General features: G+C 68.8%; 14 protein-coding genes and 1 tRNA gene. 8 read left to right on the top strand and 7 right to left on the bottom strand.

The window, feature by feature from the left end; genetic code table 11:
- Positions 1-3: 3 nt before the first annotated feature.
- The gene (locus D7V77_RS10745; protein ID WP_120576175.1) at positions 4-927 is read left to right on the top strand and encodes a hypothetical protein; all 924 of its coding nucleotides are present in this window, start codon (positions 4-6) and stop codon (positions 925-927) included.
- Here the strand turns inward: D7V77_RS10745 and D7V77_RS10740 are convergent.
- The 5 genes from D7V77_RS10740 to D7V77_RS10720 all read right to left on the bottom strand — a co-directional run bounded on the left by D7V77_RS10740 (position 924) and on the right by D7V77_RS10720 (position 6,870).
- Positions 924-1,661, bottom strand: a complete 738-nt coding sequence (locus D7V77_RS10740; RefSeq protein WP_120576174.1) for an SDR family oxidoreductase — start codon at positions 1,659-1,661, stop codon at positions 924-926. The two genes, D7V77_RS10745 and D7V77_RS10740, sit on opposite strands and share 4 nt — an antisense overlap.
- On the bottom strand, positions 1,658-3,022 hold the full coding sequence (locus tag D7V77_RS10735; RefSeq protein ID WP_120576173.1) for an FAD-binding oxidoreductase: 1,365 nt from the start codon (positions 3,020-3,022) through the stop codon (positions 1,658-1,660). The genes D7V77_RS10740 and D7V77_RS10735 overlap by 4 nt, the downstream gene beginning before the upstream one ends.
- A 13-nt stretch (positions 3,023-3,035) precedes the next feature.
- On the bottom strand, positions 3,036-4,484 hold the full coding sequence (locus D7V77_RS10730; RefSeq protein WP_120576172.1) for a UbiA family prenyltransferase: 1,449 nt from the start codon (positions 4,482-4,484) through the stop codon (positions 3,036-3,038).
- Positions 4,485-4,614: 130 nt separating this feature from the next.
- Entirely contained in the window at positions 4,615-5,997 is a 1,383-nt protein-coding gene (locus D7V77_RS10725) for a di-heme oxidoredictase family protein (protein ID WP_120576171.1), read from the bottom strand.
- 84 nt (positions 5,998-6,081) lie between these two features.
- The gene (locus D7V77_RS10720; RefSeq protein ID WP_233596801.1) at positions 6,082-6,870 is read right to left on the bottom strand and encodes a hypothetical protein; all 789 of its coding nucleotides are present in this window, start codon (positions 6,868-6,870) and stop codon (positions 6,082-6,084) included.
- A 322-nt stretch (positions 6,871-7,192) separates the two neighbouring features.
- Here D7V77_RS10720 and D7V77_RS10715 point away from each other — a divergent pair, with 322 nt between their 5' ends.
- Positions 7,193-10,189: a DEAD/DEAH box helicase gene (locus D7V77_RS10715; protein WP_120576169.1), complete on the top strand. Its 2,997-nt coding sequence runs from the start codon at positions 7,193-7,195 to the stop codon at positions 10,187-10,189.
- 134 nt (positions 10,190-10,323) lie between these two features.
- Positions 10,324-11,298: an NADP-dependent oxidoreductase gene (locus tag D7V77_RS10710; RefSeq protein ID WP_172810281.1), complete on the top strand. Its 975-nt coding sequence runs from the start codon at positions 10,324-10,326 to the stop codon at positions 11,296-11,298.
- Between the two features lie 3 nt (positions 11,299-11,301).
- Here D7V77_RS10710 and D7V77_RS10705 read toward each other — a convergent pair whose 3' ends face one another.
- Complete coding sequence (locus D7V77_RS10705) at positions 11,302-11,607, bottom strand: hypothetical protein (protein ID WP_120576167.1); 306 nt, start codon at positions 11,605-11,607, stop codon at positions 11,302-11,304.
- 178 nt (positions 11,608-11,785) lie between these two features.
- Here D7V77_RS10705 and D7V77_RS10700 point away from each other — a divergent pair, with 178 nt between their 5' ends.
- Genes D7V77_RS10700 through D7V77_RS10685 form a run of 4 tightly spaced genes read left to right on the top strand, consistent with a single transcriptional unit; the run spans position 11,786 to position 17,063 of the window.
- The gene (locus D7V77_RS10700) at positions 11,786-12,916 is read left to right on the top strand and encodes a DNA repair exonuclease (protein WP_120576166.1); all 1,131 of its coding nucleotides are present in this window, start codon (positions 11,786-11,788) and stop codon (positions 12,914-12,916) included.
- Positions 12,913-15,645 carry an AAA family ATPase gene (locus tag D7V77_RS10695; RefSeq protein WP_120576165.1) on the top strand — a complete coding sequence of 911 codons (2,733 nt, stop codon included), beginning with the start codon at positions 12,913-12,915 and terminating at the stop codon, positions 15,643-15,645. The genes D7V77_RS10700 and D7V77_RS10695 overlap by 4 nt, the downstream gene beginning before the upstream one ends.
- A 21-nt stretch (positions 15,646-15,666) precedes the next feature.
- On the top strand, positions 15,667-16,488 hold the full coding sequence (locus tag D7V77_RS10690) for a hypothetical protein (RefSeq protein ID WP_120576164.1): 822 nt from the start codon (positions 15,667-15,669) through the stop codon (positions 16,486-16,488).
- Positions 16,489-16,490: 2 nt separating this feature from the next.
- Positions 16,491-17,063, top strand: coding sequence for a hypothetical protein (locus D7V77_RS10685; protein WP_120576163.1), 573 nt, complete (start codon positions 16,491-16,493; stop codon positions 17,061-17,063).
- Position 17,064: 1 nt separating this feature from the next.
- Here D7V77_RS10685 and D7V77_RS10680 read toward each other — a convergent pair.
- Positions 17,065-17,150 (bottom strand) — tRNA-Leu (locus D7V77_RS10680).
- A gap of 155 nt (positions 17,151-17,305) precedes the next feature.
- On the opposite strand from D7V77_RS10680, the gene D7V77_RS10675 reads away from it, so the two are divergent.
- On the top strand, positions 17,306-18,586 hold a 1,281-nt coding region (locus tag D7V77_RS10675), incomplete at its 3' end, for a gamma-glutamyl-gamma-aminobutyrate hydrolase family protein (RefSeq protein ID WP_233596800.1).

Genomic DNA, 18,586 nt, shown 5'->3' with positions numbered 1-18,586 from the left:
CGCATGTCGCGCGAAGAGAACAATCGCTATCTCCGCGGAGTCGCCGATAAGCAGCTCCGCAAGGTGCCCGTCCTGGGATGGCTGGGTCGCCATCCGTTCCGGAAGCTCCTGCTCATCTGGGCCGTCCTGCTGCCGCTCTGGTACGGCTTCCATGCCTTCTTCACCCACCCCTCGCCCATCACCGGAGACGGCGAATGGCCCACCCCCAGGCCCCAGGTTCCTCCAGGGCTGGGCCAGCAGTTGCTCCCCTTCCTCATCCTCTTCTTCGTGCTCGTGGGCGGGAGCCTGGCCTGGCGGCAGTACCAGGTTCGCAAGGCGCGCAGGCGGGAGGCAGAGGCACTCCAGCACCCTGACGTGGAGGCCTACTTCAGGCTCACGGATGAGCTCCTTCCTCCGAGCAGCCCTTTCCCCGACGTGGACGTCTTCCGGGCGCAGAGACGGGCCCTGGGGAGGATCCTCTACGGGCAGGACGCCCTGGCCCGCCACGAATTGAACGCGGTGGACTGGCGGAGCAAGGCGCCCCTGCTCCAGGCCATGGAGCGAAGCAGCGACGCGCTCCTCCAGCTGATCTGCAAGGACGACCCTGAGCAGACCCTGAGGCTCGCCCGCGAGGCCCTCGCCCTGGCCGACATCAACCCCGCCGTTCCCGGAGCCAAGATGGGCCGCGTCTTCTACGACGTCCTCATCCACTCCGCGGAAGTCGTCACGGGCCAATCAACGCCGGAGGGCCTGCGGCTGCTGGAGCACCACCAGGAGGAGTCTCCTCTCATCGTGGTCCGCCTGCTCTGCGCCTGGGCACTCCGGGTCGCGGCCATCCAGCGGAACGACTTGGAACGCGCGGAGCGGATGCGCCAGTTCCTCCAGATGCACGCGCCCCACTGCGCCCCGCTCCACCGGCTGCCCGCGCGGGCAACAGCGGAAGCCTAGAGCTTCAGCCGCTTGAACACAGGCTCCGGGATGCTCTTGATGATGAGCATGATGAGCGCCCAGAAGCCGGGCACGTAGACCTCGTTCTTGCGCCCGTCCGCGGCCTTCAAGAGGCCTCGCGCCACCTGCTCCGGCGACGCGAAGAGCTTGTTCTTCGGCACGTGGGCCGTCATCGGCGTGTCCACGAAGCCGGGCTTCACCGTCACCACCGCCACGCCGGACTTCGCCAGCCGGTTGCGCAGGCCCTGGAGGAACACGGTCAGCGCGCCCTTGGACGCGCCGTACACGTAGTTGCTCTGCCGGCCACGGTCTCCCGCCACCGACGAAATCACCACCAGCGTGCCGGCCTTCTGCGCCTCGAAGCGGTTGGCCAGCTCCGTCAGCAGCGACGCGGCGGAGAGGAAGTTCGTGCGCAGCACCACCTCCGCCGCCGCCCACGAACGCTGGCTCTCCTCCTGGTCTCCCAGCACGCCATGCGCCAGCACGACCCCGTCCAATCCGCCCAGGGCCTGCCACGCTCTCTCCACGAGGCTCGCGTGCGCTTCGCAGTCGTTCAAATCCAGCGCGCGGAACTCCACCTTCTGCGCGCCGCGCGTGGCCGCGTCCTTGGCCACCGCCTCCAGGTTCGCGGCGTTGCGGCCCACCAGGTACAGCGACGCCCCGCGCGCGGAGAGCAGCCGCACCGTGGCCTGGGCAATGGCGCTCGTGGCGCCGAGGACAATGACTTTCTTCATGGGATGGCGACCTGACGGTCTTCCAGCGAGGGCAAGGGCAAGGACACCGGGTTCACCCGGCGCCAGAAGGAGGACGAGAACGCGGGATCGACGTACGCGGAGAACTGCTCGCGCTTGGGGAAGTACGCGGCGAAGCTCTCCGGACTCATGCGCGCGTCCTTGGCCGGGTACACCGCCCCGCCCGCCTCGCGCGTCACGCGGTCCAGCGATTCCACCAGCTTCCACGTCTTCTCACCCTGGTTGGCGAAGTCCAGGGCCAGCGTGTAGCCGGGGCGCGGGAAGGACAGCCACCCGGGCGACGGCAGGTCGCCGAACGTCTTGAGCACGGACAGGAAGCTGGGCAGCCCACCTCGGGCGCTGCGCTCCAGCAGCTCCCTCAGCGCGTCGCGCGCGGTGGCGTGGGGCACCACGCACTGGAACTGGAGGAAGCCCCGGCGGCCGTAGATGCGGTTCCAGCCGTAGACGCTGTCGAGCGGGTAGAAGAACGGATCGTAATGCACGAGCCGGGGAGACGGCTTCATCCGCTCCCGGTGGTAGTACAGGAAGTTGAACGCGGACACCGACAGCCGGTTGAGGCAGAAGCCCGGCAGGTCGATGGGCACCGCGAGCCCGCTGCCATGCGACAGGTGGCTCTTCGACAGGGGCAGCCGCTCGAACTGCGTGGGCGCGAAGTTGCCCCGGTAGAACAGGCCGCGCCCCAGCTTGCGCCCGCGCGCCAGGCAGTCCACCCACGACATGGTGAAGTCGTGGTCCGCCTCGGACTCCGCGGACACGCGGATGAAGCCGTCCAGGTTCTCGAACGGGACGGTCTCCTGAATCACGAAGGGGTTGCGGATGGGCTTGAGCTGCACCTCCGCCCAGGTGACAAGCCCCGTGAGCCCCAGGCCGCCAATCGTCGCGCCGAACCAGTCCGGGTTCTCGTCGGGCGCGCACATCCGCCGGCTTCCGTCCGAGCGCACCAGCTCGAAGCGGCGCACGTGCCGGCCGAACGTCCCGGCCCGGTGGTGGTTCTTGCCGTGCACGTCATTGGCGATGGCGCCGCCCACCGTGACGAACTTCGTGCCCGGCGTCACCGGCAGGAACCAGCCGCGCGGCACGGCCAGCCGCAGCAGCGTGTCCAACGACACGCCTGACTCGCAGCGCACCACGCCCGTCGTCGGGTCGAAGTCGATGAGCCGGTCCAGGCCCGCGGTGAGCAGCACCGTGCCCCCGCCGTTGAGGCAGGAATCGCCGTAGCTGCGGCCCAGGCCATGCGGCAGGACGGAGCCCTCCACCTGGGGCACCGCGTCCGAGCGCCACGCCAGCGCGCGCGTCTGCTGCTCCACGCGGGGGAAACGGCCCCACGAATCCGACGTGCTCATCGCCATGCTCCCGTCACGTCGCCACCCACAGCACCAGCGCGGCGGCCACGCCGACGACATAGCTGACGCGGTCCCTCAGCGCGAAGACGAGCGGGTCCTCGTTCACGAGCCCCCGGTGCGCCAGCAACCAGATGCGCCCCACCCAGTACAGCATCACCGGGCACAGCATCCACAGCCGCTCCGGGTGGGCATACAGCGCAGTCACTTCCTTGCTGGTGATGTAGAGGGCCAGCACCATCACCGACACCTGGCCCGCCGCCGCGCCCAGGCTCGCGAGCTGCTCGTAGTCCTGCGCCAGGTAGCCGCGCCCGTGAGCGGACGTCTCGTTGGACTGGCGCAGCCGCCGCACCTCGCTCAGCCGCTTGAGCAGGGCCAGCGACAGGAAGAGGAAGGTGCTGAACATGAGCAGCCAGCTCGACGTGGGCACGCCCACCGCCAGCGCGCCGCCAAAAATGCGCACCGTGTAGAGGCCCGCCAGCACCAGCACGTCCAGCATCACCACCTGCTTGAGCCGCAGCGAATACGCAAGCGTGAGCACGAAGTACGCGGCCAGCAGCGCGGAGAACGACAGGGGCAGCGTCGCCAGCGCCAGCGCCGCGGCGCCCACCAGCAGCAGCGGCGCCAGCACGACGCCCGCGCGCACCGGCAGGGCCCCGGACGCGAAGGGCCGTCGCGACTTGGACGGGTGCCGCCGGTCGGACGCCAGGTCCAGCAGGTCGTTGATGATGTACACGCTGGAGGCGCAGAGGCTGAAGGCGAGGAACGCCAGCACCGCGCGCGGGGCCATGCCGCCCTGGGTGGCCTTGTGCGCCGCCAGCAGCGGCACGAAGACGAGCGCGTTCTTCGCCCACTGATGCACCCGCAGCGCCTTCACCCAGGGGCGCACCCCGCCAGGAGGGGCCTCGAAGACGCGGTGCACGGGACGGCCCAGCCCCTGGGCCTGGCGCAACACGCCCGCCGGCGCATGCACCACGATGATCCGCCGGCACCCACGCCACAGGTGCAGGTCCACCGCGTCGTTGCCCGCGTAGTCGAAGGGGCCCAGCAATTCGCGCAGCCGCTCCAGCTTCCGCGCGCCGGACAGGTTCACCCCGGCTTCACTGGCGACCACCGTGTGGAAGAGGCCCAGGTGGGCGGCCACCGCGTCGGCGATGCTCCGGTCCGCGGCCGTGGCCAGCACCAGCCGCCGCCCCCGGGCGTGCTCCTCGCGAAGGAAGGCCACCACCTCCGCGTTGTACGGCAGCGAGGTGACGTCCAGCCGCGCGCGGCGAGCCACCTCCGCCTTGAAGAAGGCCTTGCCCCGGAGCACCCACAACGGCACCAGCAGCAGCAGCCACGGCGCGTTCTTGAGCAGCACGAGCAGGTTCTCGTGCAGCGTGTCCGTGCGCACCAGCGTCCCGTCCAGGTCGACCGCGAGCGGGACGTCGGGGGCATCATCGAGAATGGGAGTCTGAGGCTGCATGAAGGGGGCGCGCAGGGTACTCCAAGGGCCCCTGCCGTCCCAATGTTCCGTGCGCCCACCCAGGCCGAAGCCCCTCCAGGCGGTGGTCCTCCTGGCCGCGACCCAGACGGGAGGACGTCCCGTCCGTGCCTCAGAGCGACTTCAGGAAGGCGAGCAGCGCGGCCCGGTCCTCGCGGGGCAGCCGGACATAGCGAGCCTGCGCGGGGGCCGCCTCCCCTCCATGCCAGAGGACGGCCTCCTCCAGGGAGCGGGCCCGGCCGTCATGCAGGAAGCGGGTGTGCCGGTTGACGGCCTCCACCAACCCGATGCCCCACAGGGGCGGCGTGCGCCACTCGCTGCCCGTGGCCAGCCCGTCCGGACGTCCGTCCGCCAGGCCCTCGCCCAGGTCGTGCAGCAGCAGGTCCGTGTAGGGGTAGATGACCTGACGGGAGACCTCGTCGAAGCCCTCCACCGTCCCCGTCTCCTGGGGCGTGTCGACGTGGCACGCCGCGCAGCCGATGGCGCGGAAGACGGCATGGCCCCGCTGGACCTCCGGCGCCTCCCAGTCGCGCCGCTTGGGCACGGCGACGAGGCGCATGTAGATCATCAGCAGGTCCATGTCGTCCTGGGACACCTCCGGTTCACCCGGGGCGTCCCGGCCCTGCTCCTGGCGGTAGAGCGTCGTGGTGACGCCCATGTCCGCGACGAGCGCATGCGCCACCTGCTGGCGCAGCGTGGGCTGATTGGCCTTCCACCCGAAGCGGCCCAGGCGCGTCTCGCCCGTCTCCACGTCGAGCACCCGGTTGACCCGGCCGGAGATGCCGTCCTGGTCGCGGTCCTCGGGGTCGGCGCGGGCCACGATGTCGGCCTCGGGCAGCGCCTCCAGCAGGCCCAGGCCGAAGTTCACGGGCGACACGCGGGCGGAGAACATGGCGCCGTCGCCCAGGGGGCCGTGGACCAGCCCCTGGAACTGGTAGCGCGGGCGCACCAGCGAGTACGGCTCACCGGTGGCGAAGGTGCCGCGCGTCTCCTCGAAGTCGACGCGGACGTGGCCCTCGGGGACCTGGCCCTCCACGGCGTGCGCGTCCAGCTGCATGCCGTACAGCGGGTGGGGACCGGCGCCGTCGGGCGCGCTCAGCTGGAACGCCAGCGAGACGGGCGCCTCCGTGGGGCTCGAGGGCGGCTGGCCCCGGCCGTCCTTCACGTGGCAGGTCATGCAGCCGGTGGCGCTGAAGAAGGGCCCCGCCACGGCGGCACGCAGGCGCGAGTCGCTCCAGTCGCGGTCGAAGACGCCCTTGCCCGCGTAGAAGTCCGGCCAGCGCGAGCGCGGCATGTTCATGGGCGCGCGCCCGAAGGCATTGCGGCCAGTGTCCGTCACCGTGGTGGCACCGCCTGCCTGCTCCACGTGCGGCAGGACGACGGGGGGAAGCGCGCCCAGCACCAGGGGTTCGGGGCGGCGGACGACGGTGGCCCACGCGGCGCCGATGAGCAGCGCTCCGGCGGAGATGCCAGCGAGAGACCAGGGCACGCGCATCGTCACGACTCCTCGATGGGAAGACACAGACAGACAAACACCACCGGGCGGGAACGATGCGCCCCCACCCGGTGGAGGAACAGCTTACTTCTCCTGGCCGAAGGACTCGCCCGTGACGAGGAAGTCCGTGGCGCTGGCGTTCACGTCGATGCCGGAGAAGTGGCGGTACGGGTAGGCACCGTCGCCAATCTCCTCGATGAACTCCACCGTGTCGCCGACGACGTCCTTCCCGTCAGCGAGCTTGACGCTGAAGGTCGTGTTGGCCACGTTCAGGCGCCAGCCGCAGGCGCCGTCCATGCCCACGTTCCCGCCCGTGGCGGTGGTGCGGTAGGAGAAGAAGCCCCAGTGCCAGTAGTACCAATCGAGGAAGGCCCACCAGCTGTAGAAGGTGATGATCATGGCCTGCGGCTGGGGGCTCGACCCAACGAGGCGGCCATTGTTGTAGACGTTCATCCGGAACGCGCCGGAGGACGAACCGGTGAAGCCCGGCTCCACGGACACCTGGCGGTCCTTCCCGGGGGTGATGCGCAGGGTGCTGACCACCTGGTCACCATCCCGCGCGGCCAGGGCGAGGCCGCCCGAGGCGCTGCCAATGCGAATCTGCGCGTCCTGCGACCAGGTGATGGCGTCGTTGAACGTGCTGGAGACGCCGTCCGTCTTGAGGCTCTTCAGCCCGTTGACCTGCACGCCCTTCTCGGAGGCGGCCAGGGACGCGTTGCCCTTGGCGCAGGTGGTGATGCCATCGAACCGCTGCACGCAATCCGCCTTGGCGGACAGCTCCGCGGACTGCGAACCTTCCGGGGACTGCGTCGGCTCACCCTGGCAACCAACCACCAGGCTCAGGAACGCAGCCGCCAGGAGGCGACTCGTCATTTTCAGGTGCATGTGTGGGACCTCGACTGTGTGGGGGACACTGTCTGCTTCACTCACAACGGACGGAGACGCTGAGGGTCCAGCAGGCGGAAGCCAAGGAAGCACCGACGCGCGTTCCGAACAGGACGCCTTGCACCTGCCACGCCACACCCCAAGATTTTTGCGCTTTCCTCGGAAGGCCTCGCTGCGGATGACACGGGTGTCGTGGCCGCTGTAGCGCCGCCAGTTACAGGAGCACGGCAGCGTGTGTCCCTCAGTGTCACAGCCACGCGCCCGGTGGCTTGCGCCAGGCCCGGCGCGGGGCTAGGGAATCGCCCCTCCTATGTCGGCGCTCGCGGAACTGCTCGAAACCATCCGGGAGGAGTCAGGCCCGGCCACGTGGTCCGCCGGACAGGCCCTGTCTCGCGCGGGGGTCGTGTCGGTGCAGTCCGTGGACGAGGAAGAGGTCGTCCTGCGGGTGCGTATCCCCGGCCGCCCCACCCCGCTCACCACGACCCTCTACCCCGAGGATGACATCTGGGAGTGCGACTGCCGGGGGAAGGTAAACCCCTGCGAGCACGTCATCGCCGCGGTCATCGTCCTGCGGCAGGCGGAAGGAAGGAAGGCCACGGCGGCGGCCTCCCCTGCCCGTCCGGGCCCTGCCGCCGCGGCGCCGCGTCCCGGCAGCCCGCCGAAGACAGAACGGCTGGTGTACCGCTTCAAGCGCGCGGACGGAGGCCTCCAGTTGGAGCGGCTGGTCGTCCGGCCGGACAACACCGCGAGGCTGCTGGCCCGCAGCCTCGCGTCCCTGCTCCAGAACCCCGCGGAGGCCGCACGCATCCAGGTGGAGCCATGTGATCTGCTCGCGGACAAGCTGCTCGCGCAGCCCGCCCGGGGAGCGCTTCCGCAGAGCAAGCTGGATGCGCTGCTGCACGTGCTGGAGAAGGCGCGCACCGTCCTCTTCGACGGCGCGCTCGTCTCCGTCTCCAACGAGCCGCTCCTCCCGCGAGTCACCGTCGAGGACCGGGGCGAGCAGACCGTGCTCAAGGTGGAGAAGGATCCGCGCATCAACGAACTGGTGAGCCCCGGCGTCGCGCTGTGCGCGGGCGCGCTCTGCCGGTTGGGAGAGTTGTCACTCACCGGCGCGCGGCTGGAGAACCTGCCCCAGGAGCGCGTCTTCGCCCCGGAGCAGCTGGCGGACCTGACGAGCAAGGTGCTGCCGGACTTCGCCAGGCGCATGCCGGTGGACGTGAAGAGCCAGCGGCTGCCGCCCATCGACCGGACGCTCAAGCCGCGCATCTCGCTGGAGTTGGACAAGCTCGACGCGGGGCTCTCGGTGCTGCCCACGCTGGTGTACGGCTCGCCGCCCACCGCGCGCATCGACAACGGGAAGCTGGTGTACCTCCAGGGCGCCGCGCCAGTGCGCGACGAGCCCACGGAGACGAAGCTCATCCACCAGCTGAGGGACGAGCTGAACATGGCGCCGGGCCGGCGCGTGACGGTCCACGGCAAGGAGGCCGTGCAGCTCGCGGACAAGCTGCGCAAGTGGCGCGGAGGCCTCACCGGGAACGCCGCGGGCGTGGTCAGCCCGGACGTGAAGCTCAGGCCGATGCTCACGTTGGACACGTCCGCCACCGACGCGGGCGTGCCGCGAGTGGGCTTCTCGCTCGACTTCCATGTGGAGGGCCTGGGCCCCGGAGAGAAGCGCACCGTGGACGCGGGCGCGGTGATGCGGGCCTGGGAGGAAGGCCTGGGGCTGGTGCCGCTGGAGGGCGGAGGCTGGGCGCCCCTGCCCACGGGCTGGCTGAAGGCCCACGGCCAGCGAGTGACGGACCTGCTGTCCGCGCGAGAGAGAGACGGCCGACTCGCGAACCACGCCATCCCCCAGCTCACCGGCCTGTGCGAGGCATTGGAGCACCCCGCCCCACCCGTCACGGAGCGGCTCGCGCCCCTGGTGCAAGGCTTTGAGAAACTCCCCGAGCCCCAGCTGCCCAAGGACCTCACCGCGACGCTGCGCCCGTACCAGTTGCAGGGCGTGAGCTGGCTCACCTTCCTGAGACAGGCGGGTCTGGGAGGCGTGCTGGCGGACGACATGGGTCTGGGCAAGACGCTGCAGACCATCTGCACGTTGGGCCGGGGAACGCTGGTGGTGGCGCCCACGAGCGTGCTGCCCAACTGGGAAGCGGAGGTGAAGCGCTTCCGCCCATCGCTGAAGGTGTCTGTCTATCACGGCGTGGGGCGCACGCTGGACGAGTCCGCGGACGTGACGCTCACCACGTATGCGCTGTTGCGTCTGGACGCGGCCATCCTGGCGGCGAAGACATGGGACACGGTGGTGCTGGACGAGGCGCAGGCCATCAAGAATCCAGACAGCCAGGTGGCGCGAGCGGCGTACGAACTGGACGCGGGCTTCCGCATCGCGCTCAGCGGCACGCCCATCGAGAACCGGCTCGAGGAGCTGTGGAGCCTGATGCACTTCACCAACCGGGGCCTGCTGGGCGGGCGCAAGGCCTTCGAGGAGCGCTGGTCCCGGCCGGTGTCTGAGAATCAAAAGGGCGCCGCGGAGGCCCTGCGCGCGCGCATCCGCCCCTTCGTGCTGCGCAGGCTCAAGCGCGACGTGGCGCCTGAGTTGCCACCGCGCACGGAGGCCGTGCGGCACGTCACCCTCACCGAGCAGGAGCGCGCCGTCTACGACGCGGTCCACGCCGCGACGCGCGAGGAGGTGGTGTCGCAGCTCGAGGAGGGCGGCAGCGTGTTGAAGGCGCTGGAGGCGCTGCTGCGGTTGAGGCAGGCGGCCTGTCATCCGGCGCTGGTGCCGGGGCAGCAGGCGAGGACGTCCTCGAAGGTGCAGGCGTTGGTGGAGGCGCTCGGCACGGCGGTGGCGGACGGGCACAAGGCGCTGGTCTTCTCGCAGTGGACGTCGATGTTGGACCTCATCGAGCCCGCGCTGAAGGAGGCGGACATCGGCTTCATCCGCCTGGACGGAAGCACGGCGAACCGGGGCGCGGTGGCGTCCTCCTTCCAGGACGAGAAGGGAGCGCCCGTGATGCTCATCTCGTTGAAGGCGGGAGCAACGGGGCTCAACCTGACGGCGGCGGACCACGTCTTCCTGGTGGATCCGTGGTGGAACCCGTCGGTGGAAGCGCAGGCGGCGGACCGGGCGCACCGAATCGGGCAGCAGCGCCCGGTGATGGTGTACCGGATGGTGTCCCAGGGGACGGTGGAGGAGAAGATCCTCCTCCTGCAGGACAAGAAGCGAGCCCTCTTCGAGGCCGCGCTCGGAGGCGCCACGGGAGGCGCCGCGCTCACGCGAGCGGACCTCATGCAGCTTTTGAACTGAGGGCATTCCGCGGCGGGGTGGAAAGCGGCAGTCCGCTCCCCCGCCGTGCCTGCGTGGGGCCAGTGACGCTGAACGTCACGCGAAGCATGCACATCGTCTCGGAGGACAAACATCAACCGAGAGGGAGTCACAGCATGCCAGCATCCATTCCCGAAAAGATGAGGGCCGCGGCGCTCGACCGCTTCGGCGGCCCGGAGGTCCTGGGCATCAAGACCCTCTCCGTTCCCACCTGTGGCGACGATGAAGTGCTCGTGCGCGTCGCGGCGGCGGGAATCGGTGCCTGGGACTGGATGGAGCGCGAGGGCCAGATGGCCGAGATGATTCCAGGCGGCCCGAAATTCCCCTACGTGCCCGGAGCCGACGGCGCGGGAGAAGTCGCAGCGGTGGGCAAGAACGTGAAGAACTTCAAGGTCGGCGACCAGGTCTACGGCTCCGCGTTCATGAGCAACAAGGGAGGCTTCTACGCGGAGTACGTCGCCGTGAAGGAAGACCAGGCGGCGAAGGTGCCCAAGGGGTTGAAGGTGGAGCAAGCGGCGGTGCTCGCCGCGGACGGACTCACGGGGCTCCTGGGCCTGGAGGAGCACCTCCAGCTCAAGTCAGGGCAGAAGCTGCTCATCTTCGGCGCCAGCGGAGGCATTGGGCACATCGCACTGCAGCTCGCGAAGAGGCTGGGAGCGAAGGTGCTCGCGGTCGCGTCCGGGCAGGACGGAGTGGAGCTGGCACGGAGGCTGGGAGCGGACGCGGTCGCGGAGGGGCATCAGGATGACTTGGAAAAGGTCTGCCGCGACTTCGCGCCAGACGGCTTCGACGCAGCGCTGGTGCTGGCCCGGGGAGACGCCGCCGAGCCCCTGCTCCGCAACATCCGCAAGGGAGGCCGCATCGCCTTCCCGAACGGCGTGGAGCCAGCGCCCAAGGGGCCGGAGGGCGTCGAAACCAAGGCCTACGACGGCATCCCCAACCCCCAGGTGATGAAGCGGCTCAATGAATTGATTGAGGCGGGGCCGTTCCATCTGGAGATTGGCCGTCTCTACGCATTGGAGGAAGCCGCGAAGGCCCAGCAGGAGGTGCTCAAGCACCACCTGGGCAAGTACGCGATGCGCATCCAGTGACGCTCAATGCGGTCCAGAGTCGCCCGTGGCGGTGTTGAGCATCCGCATTGCCACGGCGCGGCATTCCGAGCAGACGACCCCGGTGCGCTCCCAGTGCACCTGCGCCTCCAGTTCACCGGGGTCCACGGAGCCTTCATCCAGGCGGCGGACCATCTCCGCGAGCGCCTCCGCGGGACTCCCCTCCAGGTCATCCGAAGGGTCGATGAGATCCTGCTCCCCTTCCAGAACCAGACTGAAGCGGTAGTACACGGCGTGCGCGGCGATGACGCGTCCGCAGGTTGCACAGGTCTTCGCTTGCGGTCCCGTCATGGCGACAAGGATAGCAGGAAGTGCACCTGGCGCAGGTTTGTCAATGCCAGTGACGTACCTCCTATGGGGAATACAGAGCGCTTCTGGCGCTCTGTAGGGTTGTCGCGTCCGTGCCCACTTGAAAGGGCGGCGCGTCAGGCACCGCGAGAAGAACCGGCACGGTCGGAAGGTGTTCCCAATGATCCGGCTGCTGCACTCCGCCGATTGGCAGATGGGCCTGCGAGCGAAACACGTAGCGGGCGCCGCCGACGCTGTTCGTGACGCGCGATTGGACGCCGCGCGCCAGCTCATCCAGACGGCCAACACCCGAGGCGTGGACGCGGTCGTGCTCGCGGGCGACATCTTCGAGGACAACACCGTCGGAGAGATTCAGGTCCATGAGGTGCTGAAGGTCCTCAAGGCCTCCCGGGCGCCGGTCTATGTCCTCCCCGGCAACCACGACCCGCTGAGCCCGGACTCCATCTACCTCCGTCAGTCGTGGAAGGGGCGTCCCGCCCATGTCCACATGCTGGATTCGGACAAGGGAGTCTCCGTCCCCGGCACCGGCGCCCTCCTCATCCCCGCACCACTGCGGCAGAAGAAGGGGCTGAAGGACCCGACCGCGGATTGGGGACCGCGCGTCGAGGGCAAAGACATCCGGATTGGCGTGGCGCACGGCTCGCTTCGCATTGAAGGCAAGCACTCCGCGGACGACTTCCCCATCGCCCTGGATGCCGTGACGCGCAGCAACCTCGACTACCTGGCGCTGGGCCATTGGCATGGCCAGTACATCCACCAGAAGCGCGCGGCCTATTCGGGGGCACACGAGGCCACCAAATTCGGCGAGGACGGCGCCGGACAAGCCCTCCTGGTGGAGATTGCCTCGCACGGAGCAATGCCCCAGTTGACGACCATCCCCACGGGCACGCTGACCTGGAAGACGCTGGAGCTGGATTTGAGCCTGGGAGGCGGGCTGGAGCTCGCGCGGGCACGCACCGCCGCGGCGGAGTGGACAAGCCCGGAGAAGACGCTGTTGCGCCTGCGCACCCGGGGAACGTCCTCGGAAGAGGACTCGAACGCACTGAGAGCTCTCATGGACGAACTCCAGGGGCAGGGACTCCTCCACATCGAGCTCGACCGGCAGGACATCCCTCGCGCCGCGGCGGAGGGACGGCTGGCGGAGTTGGCCCCGTCCAGCGCCCTTCTCACCGACCTGCTGGAGCGCCTGAACTCGAAGGCGCCCGTGCCTGGGGTGTCCGTCACACCCGAAGGCATTCACCCCGCGGCCCGGCAGCTGCTGTCCGAGCTCGTCATGGAGGTCTGGAAATGATCATCCGGCGCCTTCGCATCCAGAACGTCCGCTGCTTCCGCAATCCCATCGAGCTGTCCGGCCTCGGGCTGGGCGTCCATGTCATCCACGCCCCCAACGAGACCGGCAAGTCCAGTCTCATCCTGGCCATCGCCCGGGCGCTTTTCGATCGCTACTCGTCCAAGGACCGGGCCATCATTCAACTCCAGCCCTGGTCGACCGAGCTGTCCCCTCGCGTCACGCTGGAGCTCGAAACCGGAGGGAAGCGCTATCGGTTGGAGAAGTCCTTCCTGGGCAACGCCTCCAGCCAGCTCAGCGAGTGGACCGGGACCCGTTTCGAGCACCTCGCCGACTCGCAAGACGCGGACGACCGCGTGCGCGGCTTCCTCACCGCCACCGGGCCGGGAAGCGGCGCCACGAAGGTCGGGCATTGGGGCGTGGCACGCCTCCTGTGGCTGAACCAGGTTCCGGAGCGACACGAACTGCCGGGCCTGGATGGATCCCTGAAGGCGCGGCTCCTGGAGACCATGGGCGTCGCGGCCCTGAGCACCGAGGAGCAAGCCCTGATCAAGGCGGTGGAGACCACCTACGGCCAGTTCTTCACGCCGAAGACCCAGAAGCCTGTCGCGGGCAGCGAGCTCATCCAGCACGAGGAGAAGATCAGGAACCTGAAGGCGACCGTCACCAGGCTGATGCAGCGCAAGGAGGAGACCAGCCGCAACGCGGACGACATCACCGAAAACCGCCTGCAACAGACGCGGCTCTTGGAGGAGAAGGACGGCTACGCGAAGCAGCTCACCGAACTCCAGGAACGCATCCAGGAAGAGGAGCGGCAGGAGCAGGCCCTCTCCCTGTGCCGCAAGGATGTCGAGCGCCACCGACAGCGGTGGCAGGACCTGGACCAGAAGCAGCGCGCCCTGCAGGAGATGCAGGGCAAGGCGGTGAAGCAGGAAGCGCTCGTGGCCCAGAAGCAGCCGGCCGTCCAACAGGCGCAGGACGCGCTCAAGGCCGCGGAAGCCGCATCGCAAGCGGCCCGGGAGCACCTTCGGGGAGCGCAGGCCGCCGCGGACAAAGCCGAGCAGCGGCTGGAGCGAGGACGCCTGCTGGAGAAGGCCCTGGAGGTCCGCGAAGGGCACAGCCAGGCGGAGGGACACCTCAAGCAGGGACTGCGCCTGGAGGCCGCGCTTCAGGGCAGTCTCAAGAAGACCGCGGGAAGCACGCTGTCCGAAGCCAGCGTGAAGCGCGCGGAGGAGCTGGAGAAGAAGCTGCTGCTGGCCCAGAGCAAGCTGGACGCCCAGGCCATTGAAGTCTGCTTCACGGCGGAGAGCCCCCGGGTCATCGAGTGGGAGGAGCACGGGACGGCCCGCGAACACAAGCTCGCCAAGGCCGAGCAGAAGCGCTTCTCCGGTGTGACCTCGGGAGAGCTGCGCATCAAGGGCGTGGGAACCTTGAACGTCCGCACGGGCGCGGACGAGCTGGGCAAGCTTCAATCGGATGTCGACAAGTGCCGCAAGGAGTTCGCGCGCCGTCTGCACGAGCACGGCGCCAAGGACCTTGCTGGCCTGCGAAAGGCCTGGGAGGAGCAGCGGGCCGCGGCCCAGGTCCACCTCCACCATCAGGAAGCGCTCCAGTCCTTCCTGGATACGGTGGGTGTCACGGACATCGACGCATTGAGGGAGCGACAGCGAACGTTGGCGGGAGAGCTGGGGAGCCTGGCAACGCAGCTCGGCATCGCCGTCGAGGCGCTCGCGCCCCAGCAGGCAGCCGACATCGAAGCGCTCTCCGAAGCGCTGAAGCAGGCTCGGCGCGAGGTGAAGCTCCGGGAGAAGATGCGGGACGAGACGGACTCGCGGTTCCGGCTGATGGACCAGCAGCACCGGACCCTCACCCTTGAACAGGAGCGCGCGGGCCAGAGCGCGAGGACCCTTCGGCAGACCCTGCAATCCCAGTTGGAAGGGATGGGCTGGTCGCTCGACGAGTTCGACACCCAGGTCGAACGCGCGGAAGCCGAGGTCCAGCGCCATGAGGCCAAGGTCCGGAAGCTGGAGGCCGCGCTGCCCGTCCCCGAACAACGCGCGACGACCCAGCGGGGCAAGCTCCAGCAGGCCCTCGGGCGCATCCAGGACGAAGAGCAGGCCACCCAGACGCGGATCACCCGCGCGGAGACGATGATCGAACAGGCGGTGAACGAGGACCTCTACACGCAACTCTGCGTAGCCGAGGAGGAACTGGAGCAGGAGCAGCAACGGTACAACCGGGCACACCAGCGAGCCGAGGCCGCCAAGGCGCTGCGGGCACTGACGACCGCCTGGCAAGAACAGGTGAGCCACTCCTTCGTGAGCCCCATCGAGGAAGCGGTCCATCACCGGCTGAAGTTCATCCGGGGGGAGGACGCACCCGGGCGCATCCAACTGGACGCCGATTTCGGGGAAGCGCAGATGCGGACCGATACCGGATCGAAACCCCTCGAGTCCTTCTCATGGGGCACCCAGGAGCAGACCCTGTTCGCGCTCCGGCTGGCCATTGGCGACCTGCTGTCCACACAGGGCCCCAGGCCAGAGCCGCAGCTCGTCGTGCTGGATGATGCCCTGGTCAACACGGACGCGGGCCGGCACCGTCGGGCACTGGAGCTGATTGAATCCGCGGGAGAGAAACTGCAGGTCCTCATCCTGACCGCCTTCCCGGAGCGCTACCGGACCCTTCAGAACATGAAGTCTTTTGATTTGAAGGCCCTTGCACAGGCATCCTGAACAGACAACCTGGGAGTCGACATGCTCGCCGCGGAGCTTCACGGAAAGCTGGGAGACGGGACGAACGCCAAGGACCGGAAGGAGGACGTCCTCACATCCAATGTCTTTGGACTCCTGCGCTGCATGGAGTCCCCGGACCTGCTCGTCACCTGGCTTGGAGAGTCACGTCCCGCCGTCGATGGCGACAGCCGCCTGGTGACCGGACCCGTCCATTCAGCCGACATCCATTTCTGGCCACGTGTCCGCACCCGGGAACTGGATGTACTGGTCCTGCTGCGCGGACCGCGGGGACTGCATGTCATTGGCGTTGAATGCAAATACGAATGGGACAAGAGCAACAGGCCTGAGGATGACACTGGAGACGGTGAGAAGGACGCCGCGGGGAGCAGCGACCAGCTCGCCTATTACATGGACGCGCTCGCGGCGGATGCCCTGCCTTCCAGCCCGTACAGGCCCGAGGAGGTCCACCGTCGCAGTCTGCTCTACCTGACGGCGCACGCCACGATGCCGCGAGACGACCTGGAAGCCAGCTTGAAGGCGCGTCGCGAGCACTCCGCCATCGACCTCCATTGGTTGCCCTGGCGTGAGCTGACGCCGCTGCTGCCCAAAGACAACCGGGCCCATGGCCTGCCACGCCTGCTCGCGGAGCTCCGGCAGGTGCTCAAGCGCCGGAAGCTCGCCACCTTCACGGGCTGGACGGACACCGCGCCCCGGTGGCGCCGTCCCTCGCAGGAACAATTCTTCCGCTCCACCAGGAAGCGGACCTTCCTTGCCGGAATGACAGCCCCAAGCCTGCCGACGGACAAGACCTTCTGGCACAGCCCACCGCAGCGAGGAGCCTGAACGTGGAAGAGAATCTGGGAGAGAAGATCTACGAGGCGTCATGCTTCATCAACGACATCTACCAGCAGGTGCAGATTCTCCTCCTGGCCTGTGATGCCGCCTTCGATCGAGCCGGGCTCGTGCCCGCCAACGGAAATGAAGTCGAGCTCCACCGGGCCCGGAACCTCTACGCGGTGGAGGCCTGGAGCCAACGGGCTGTGGGCCGCGTCTACGTGCCAAGGCAGCCCGACGGAAAGGGATTGAAAGCCTTCGTCGCCGTGGAGGTTCATTTGCGCCCCCGAAGCGCGACCCACGCCCTGCTGGTGCTCGCCTACGCCGAAGCCTCCGGGGAAGCCACACCGCAAGCGCTCACCCGGCAATACCGCGACGGAGAGTGGCTGGAAGACCTGCTGGTCCAGCCTTCTCCTGGTCCGAACGAATGGCGAGGCGGGCGGGCGGAGCATCCCAGGCACCTCCCCCTCGCGGACGAGCTGAAGCTCAAGTCCTGGCCCCTGACAGACATCACGGATGAGAGTGCCCTCGAGCACCATCTCATCTCGCGACTGCGCGAATGGGCATCCCCACAATCCAGGTGAATGCACGAGCCGGGGATCGAACCCGGACGACCCTTACGAGTCAGCGGATTTTAAGTCCGCTGCGTCTGCCAGTTCCGCCACTCGTGCGATGGCAGGAAAGATAGCAGACCCGGCAGCCCGAGCGAGGCATCCGCTCACGCCAGGGCGCGCGGCACCGTCATCCTTGGACCGCCAAGTACGGCCGCCCGGCAGCCGTGCTCGACCCGTCTCCGTGTCGCGCCTCCCACGGTAAGGTGCGCGCCGTGCGGCAGCGGACGCTCATCATCGACAACCACGACTCGTTCACGTTCAACCTCTTCCAGCTGCTGGCGGAGGTCGGAGGGACCGAGCCCCTCGTCGTGCGCAACGACGAGCGGCCGTGGCGGGAGCTGCGCGAACTCGCGTTCGACAACATCGTCATCTCCCCGGGCCCCGGGCGTCCCGACCATCCGGCGGACTTCGGCGTCTGCCGCGACGCGCTCCTCGAAGCGGACGTCCCCATCCTCGGCGTATGCCTGGGCCACCAGGGCCTGGGCCACGTCCACGGAGCACGGATCCAGCACGCACCGGAAGTCATGCACGGACGGCTGAGCCCGGTGCGCCACACGGGGACAGACCTCTTCCAGGGCCTTCCGCAGGACTTCCAGGTGGTGCGCTACCACTCGCTCTGCCTCGCCCGGCCACTGCCCGAGGACCTGGTGGAGACCGCCTGGTCCCCCGACGGCGTCCTCATGGCCCTGCGCCACGCTTCCCTCCCCCGCTGGGGCGTCCAGTTCCATCCGGAGTCCATCGCCACCACCCACGGCCGCCAGCTCCTCGCCAACTTCGTCCGCCTGAGCCGCGAGCATCACACCCCTCGTCCCAGTCGCCGCCCTGAAGCGACCGAGGAGAGAGCGCCCCTCCCTCCGCCGGGAATCTTCCGGGTCCATCACCGGAAGCTGCGGCTCGATGCCGACCCGGAGCAGGCCTTCGTCGCGCTCCTCGGAGGCAGGGACCACGCCTTCTGGTTGGACAGCAGCCGCGTCGAGGCCGGCCTGTCACGCTTCTCCTTCATGGGGGACGCAACCGGCCCACACAGCGCCGTCATCCACTACCAGGTGAACCCACGCCGGCTCACCGTGCGCCGGAGTCAGGGAACAGAGGAACACACCACCGAGCTGTTCGAGTTCCTCCAGCAGGAGCTGACACGGCTGCGAGTGGCCCCGTCCGGGCTGCCCTTCGACTTCCAGGGCGGTTTCGTGGGCTCCCTCGGCTACGAGCTGAAGCACGACTGCGGCGCGAGCACCCCGCATGCCTCACCGGATCCAGACGCCAGCCTCATCCTGGCGGACCGCCTGCTGGCATGGGACCACCTGGAACGCACGGTGTATCTCGTCGCGCTCGCCCCCGAACACGAGGCGGCCGAGGTCCAGTCCTGGTTCGACGCCACGGAATCCAGCCTGCGCGCCCTGCCCCCGCTGGCGCCCCTCGAGCCCCGTTCCGGAGCCCCCTTCCCAGTCCGCCTCGCCAGGGACCGCGAGACCTACCTGGCCGACATCCAGCAC

The organism is Corallococcus sp. CA041A, assembly GCF_003612075.1.
Lineage (GTDB): Bacteria > Myxococcota > Myxococcia > Myxococcales > Myxococcaceae > Corallococcus > Corallococcus exiguus.
This window is presented reverse-complemented; position numbering and strand designations above follow the sequence as displayed.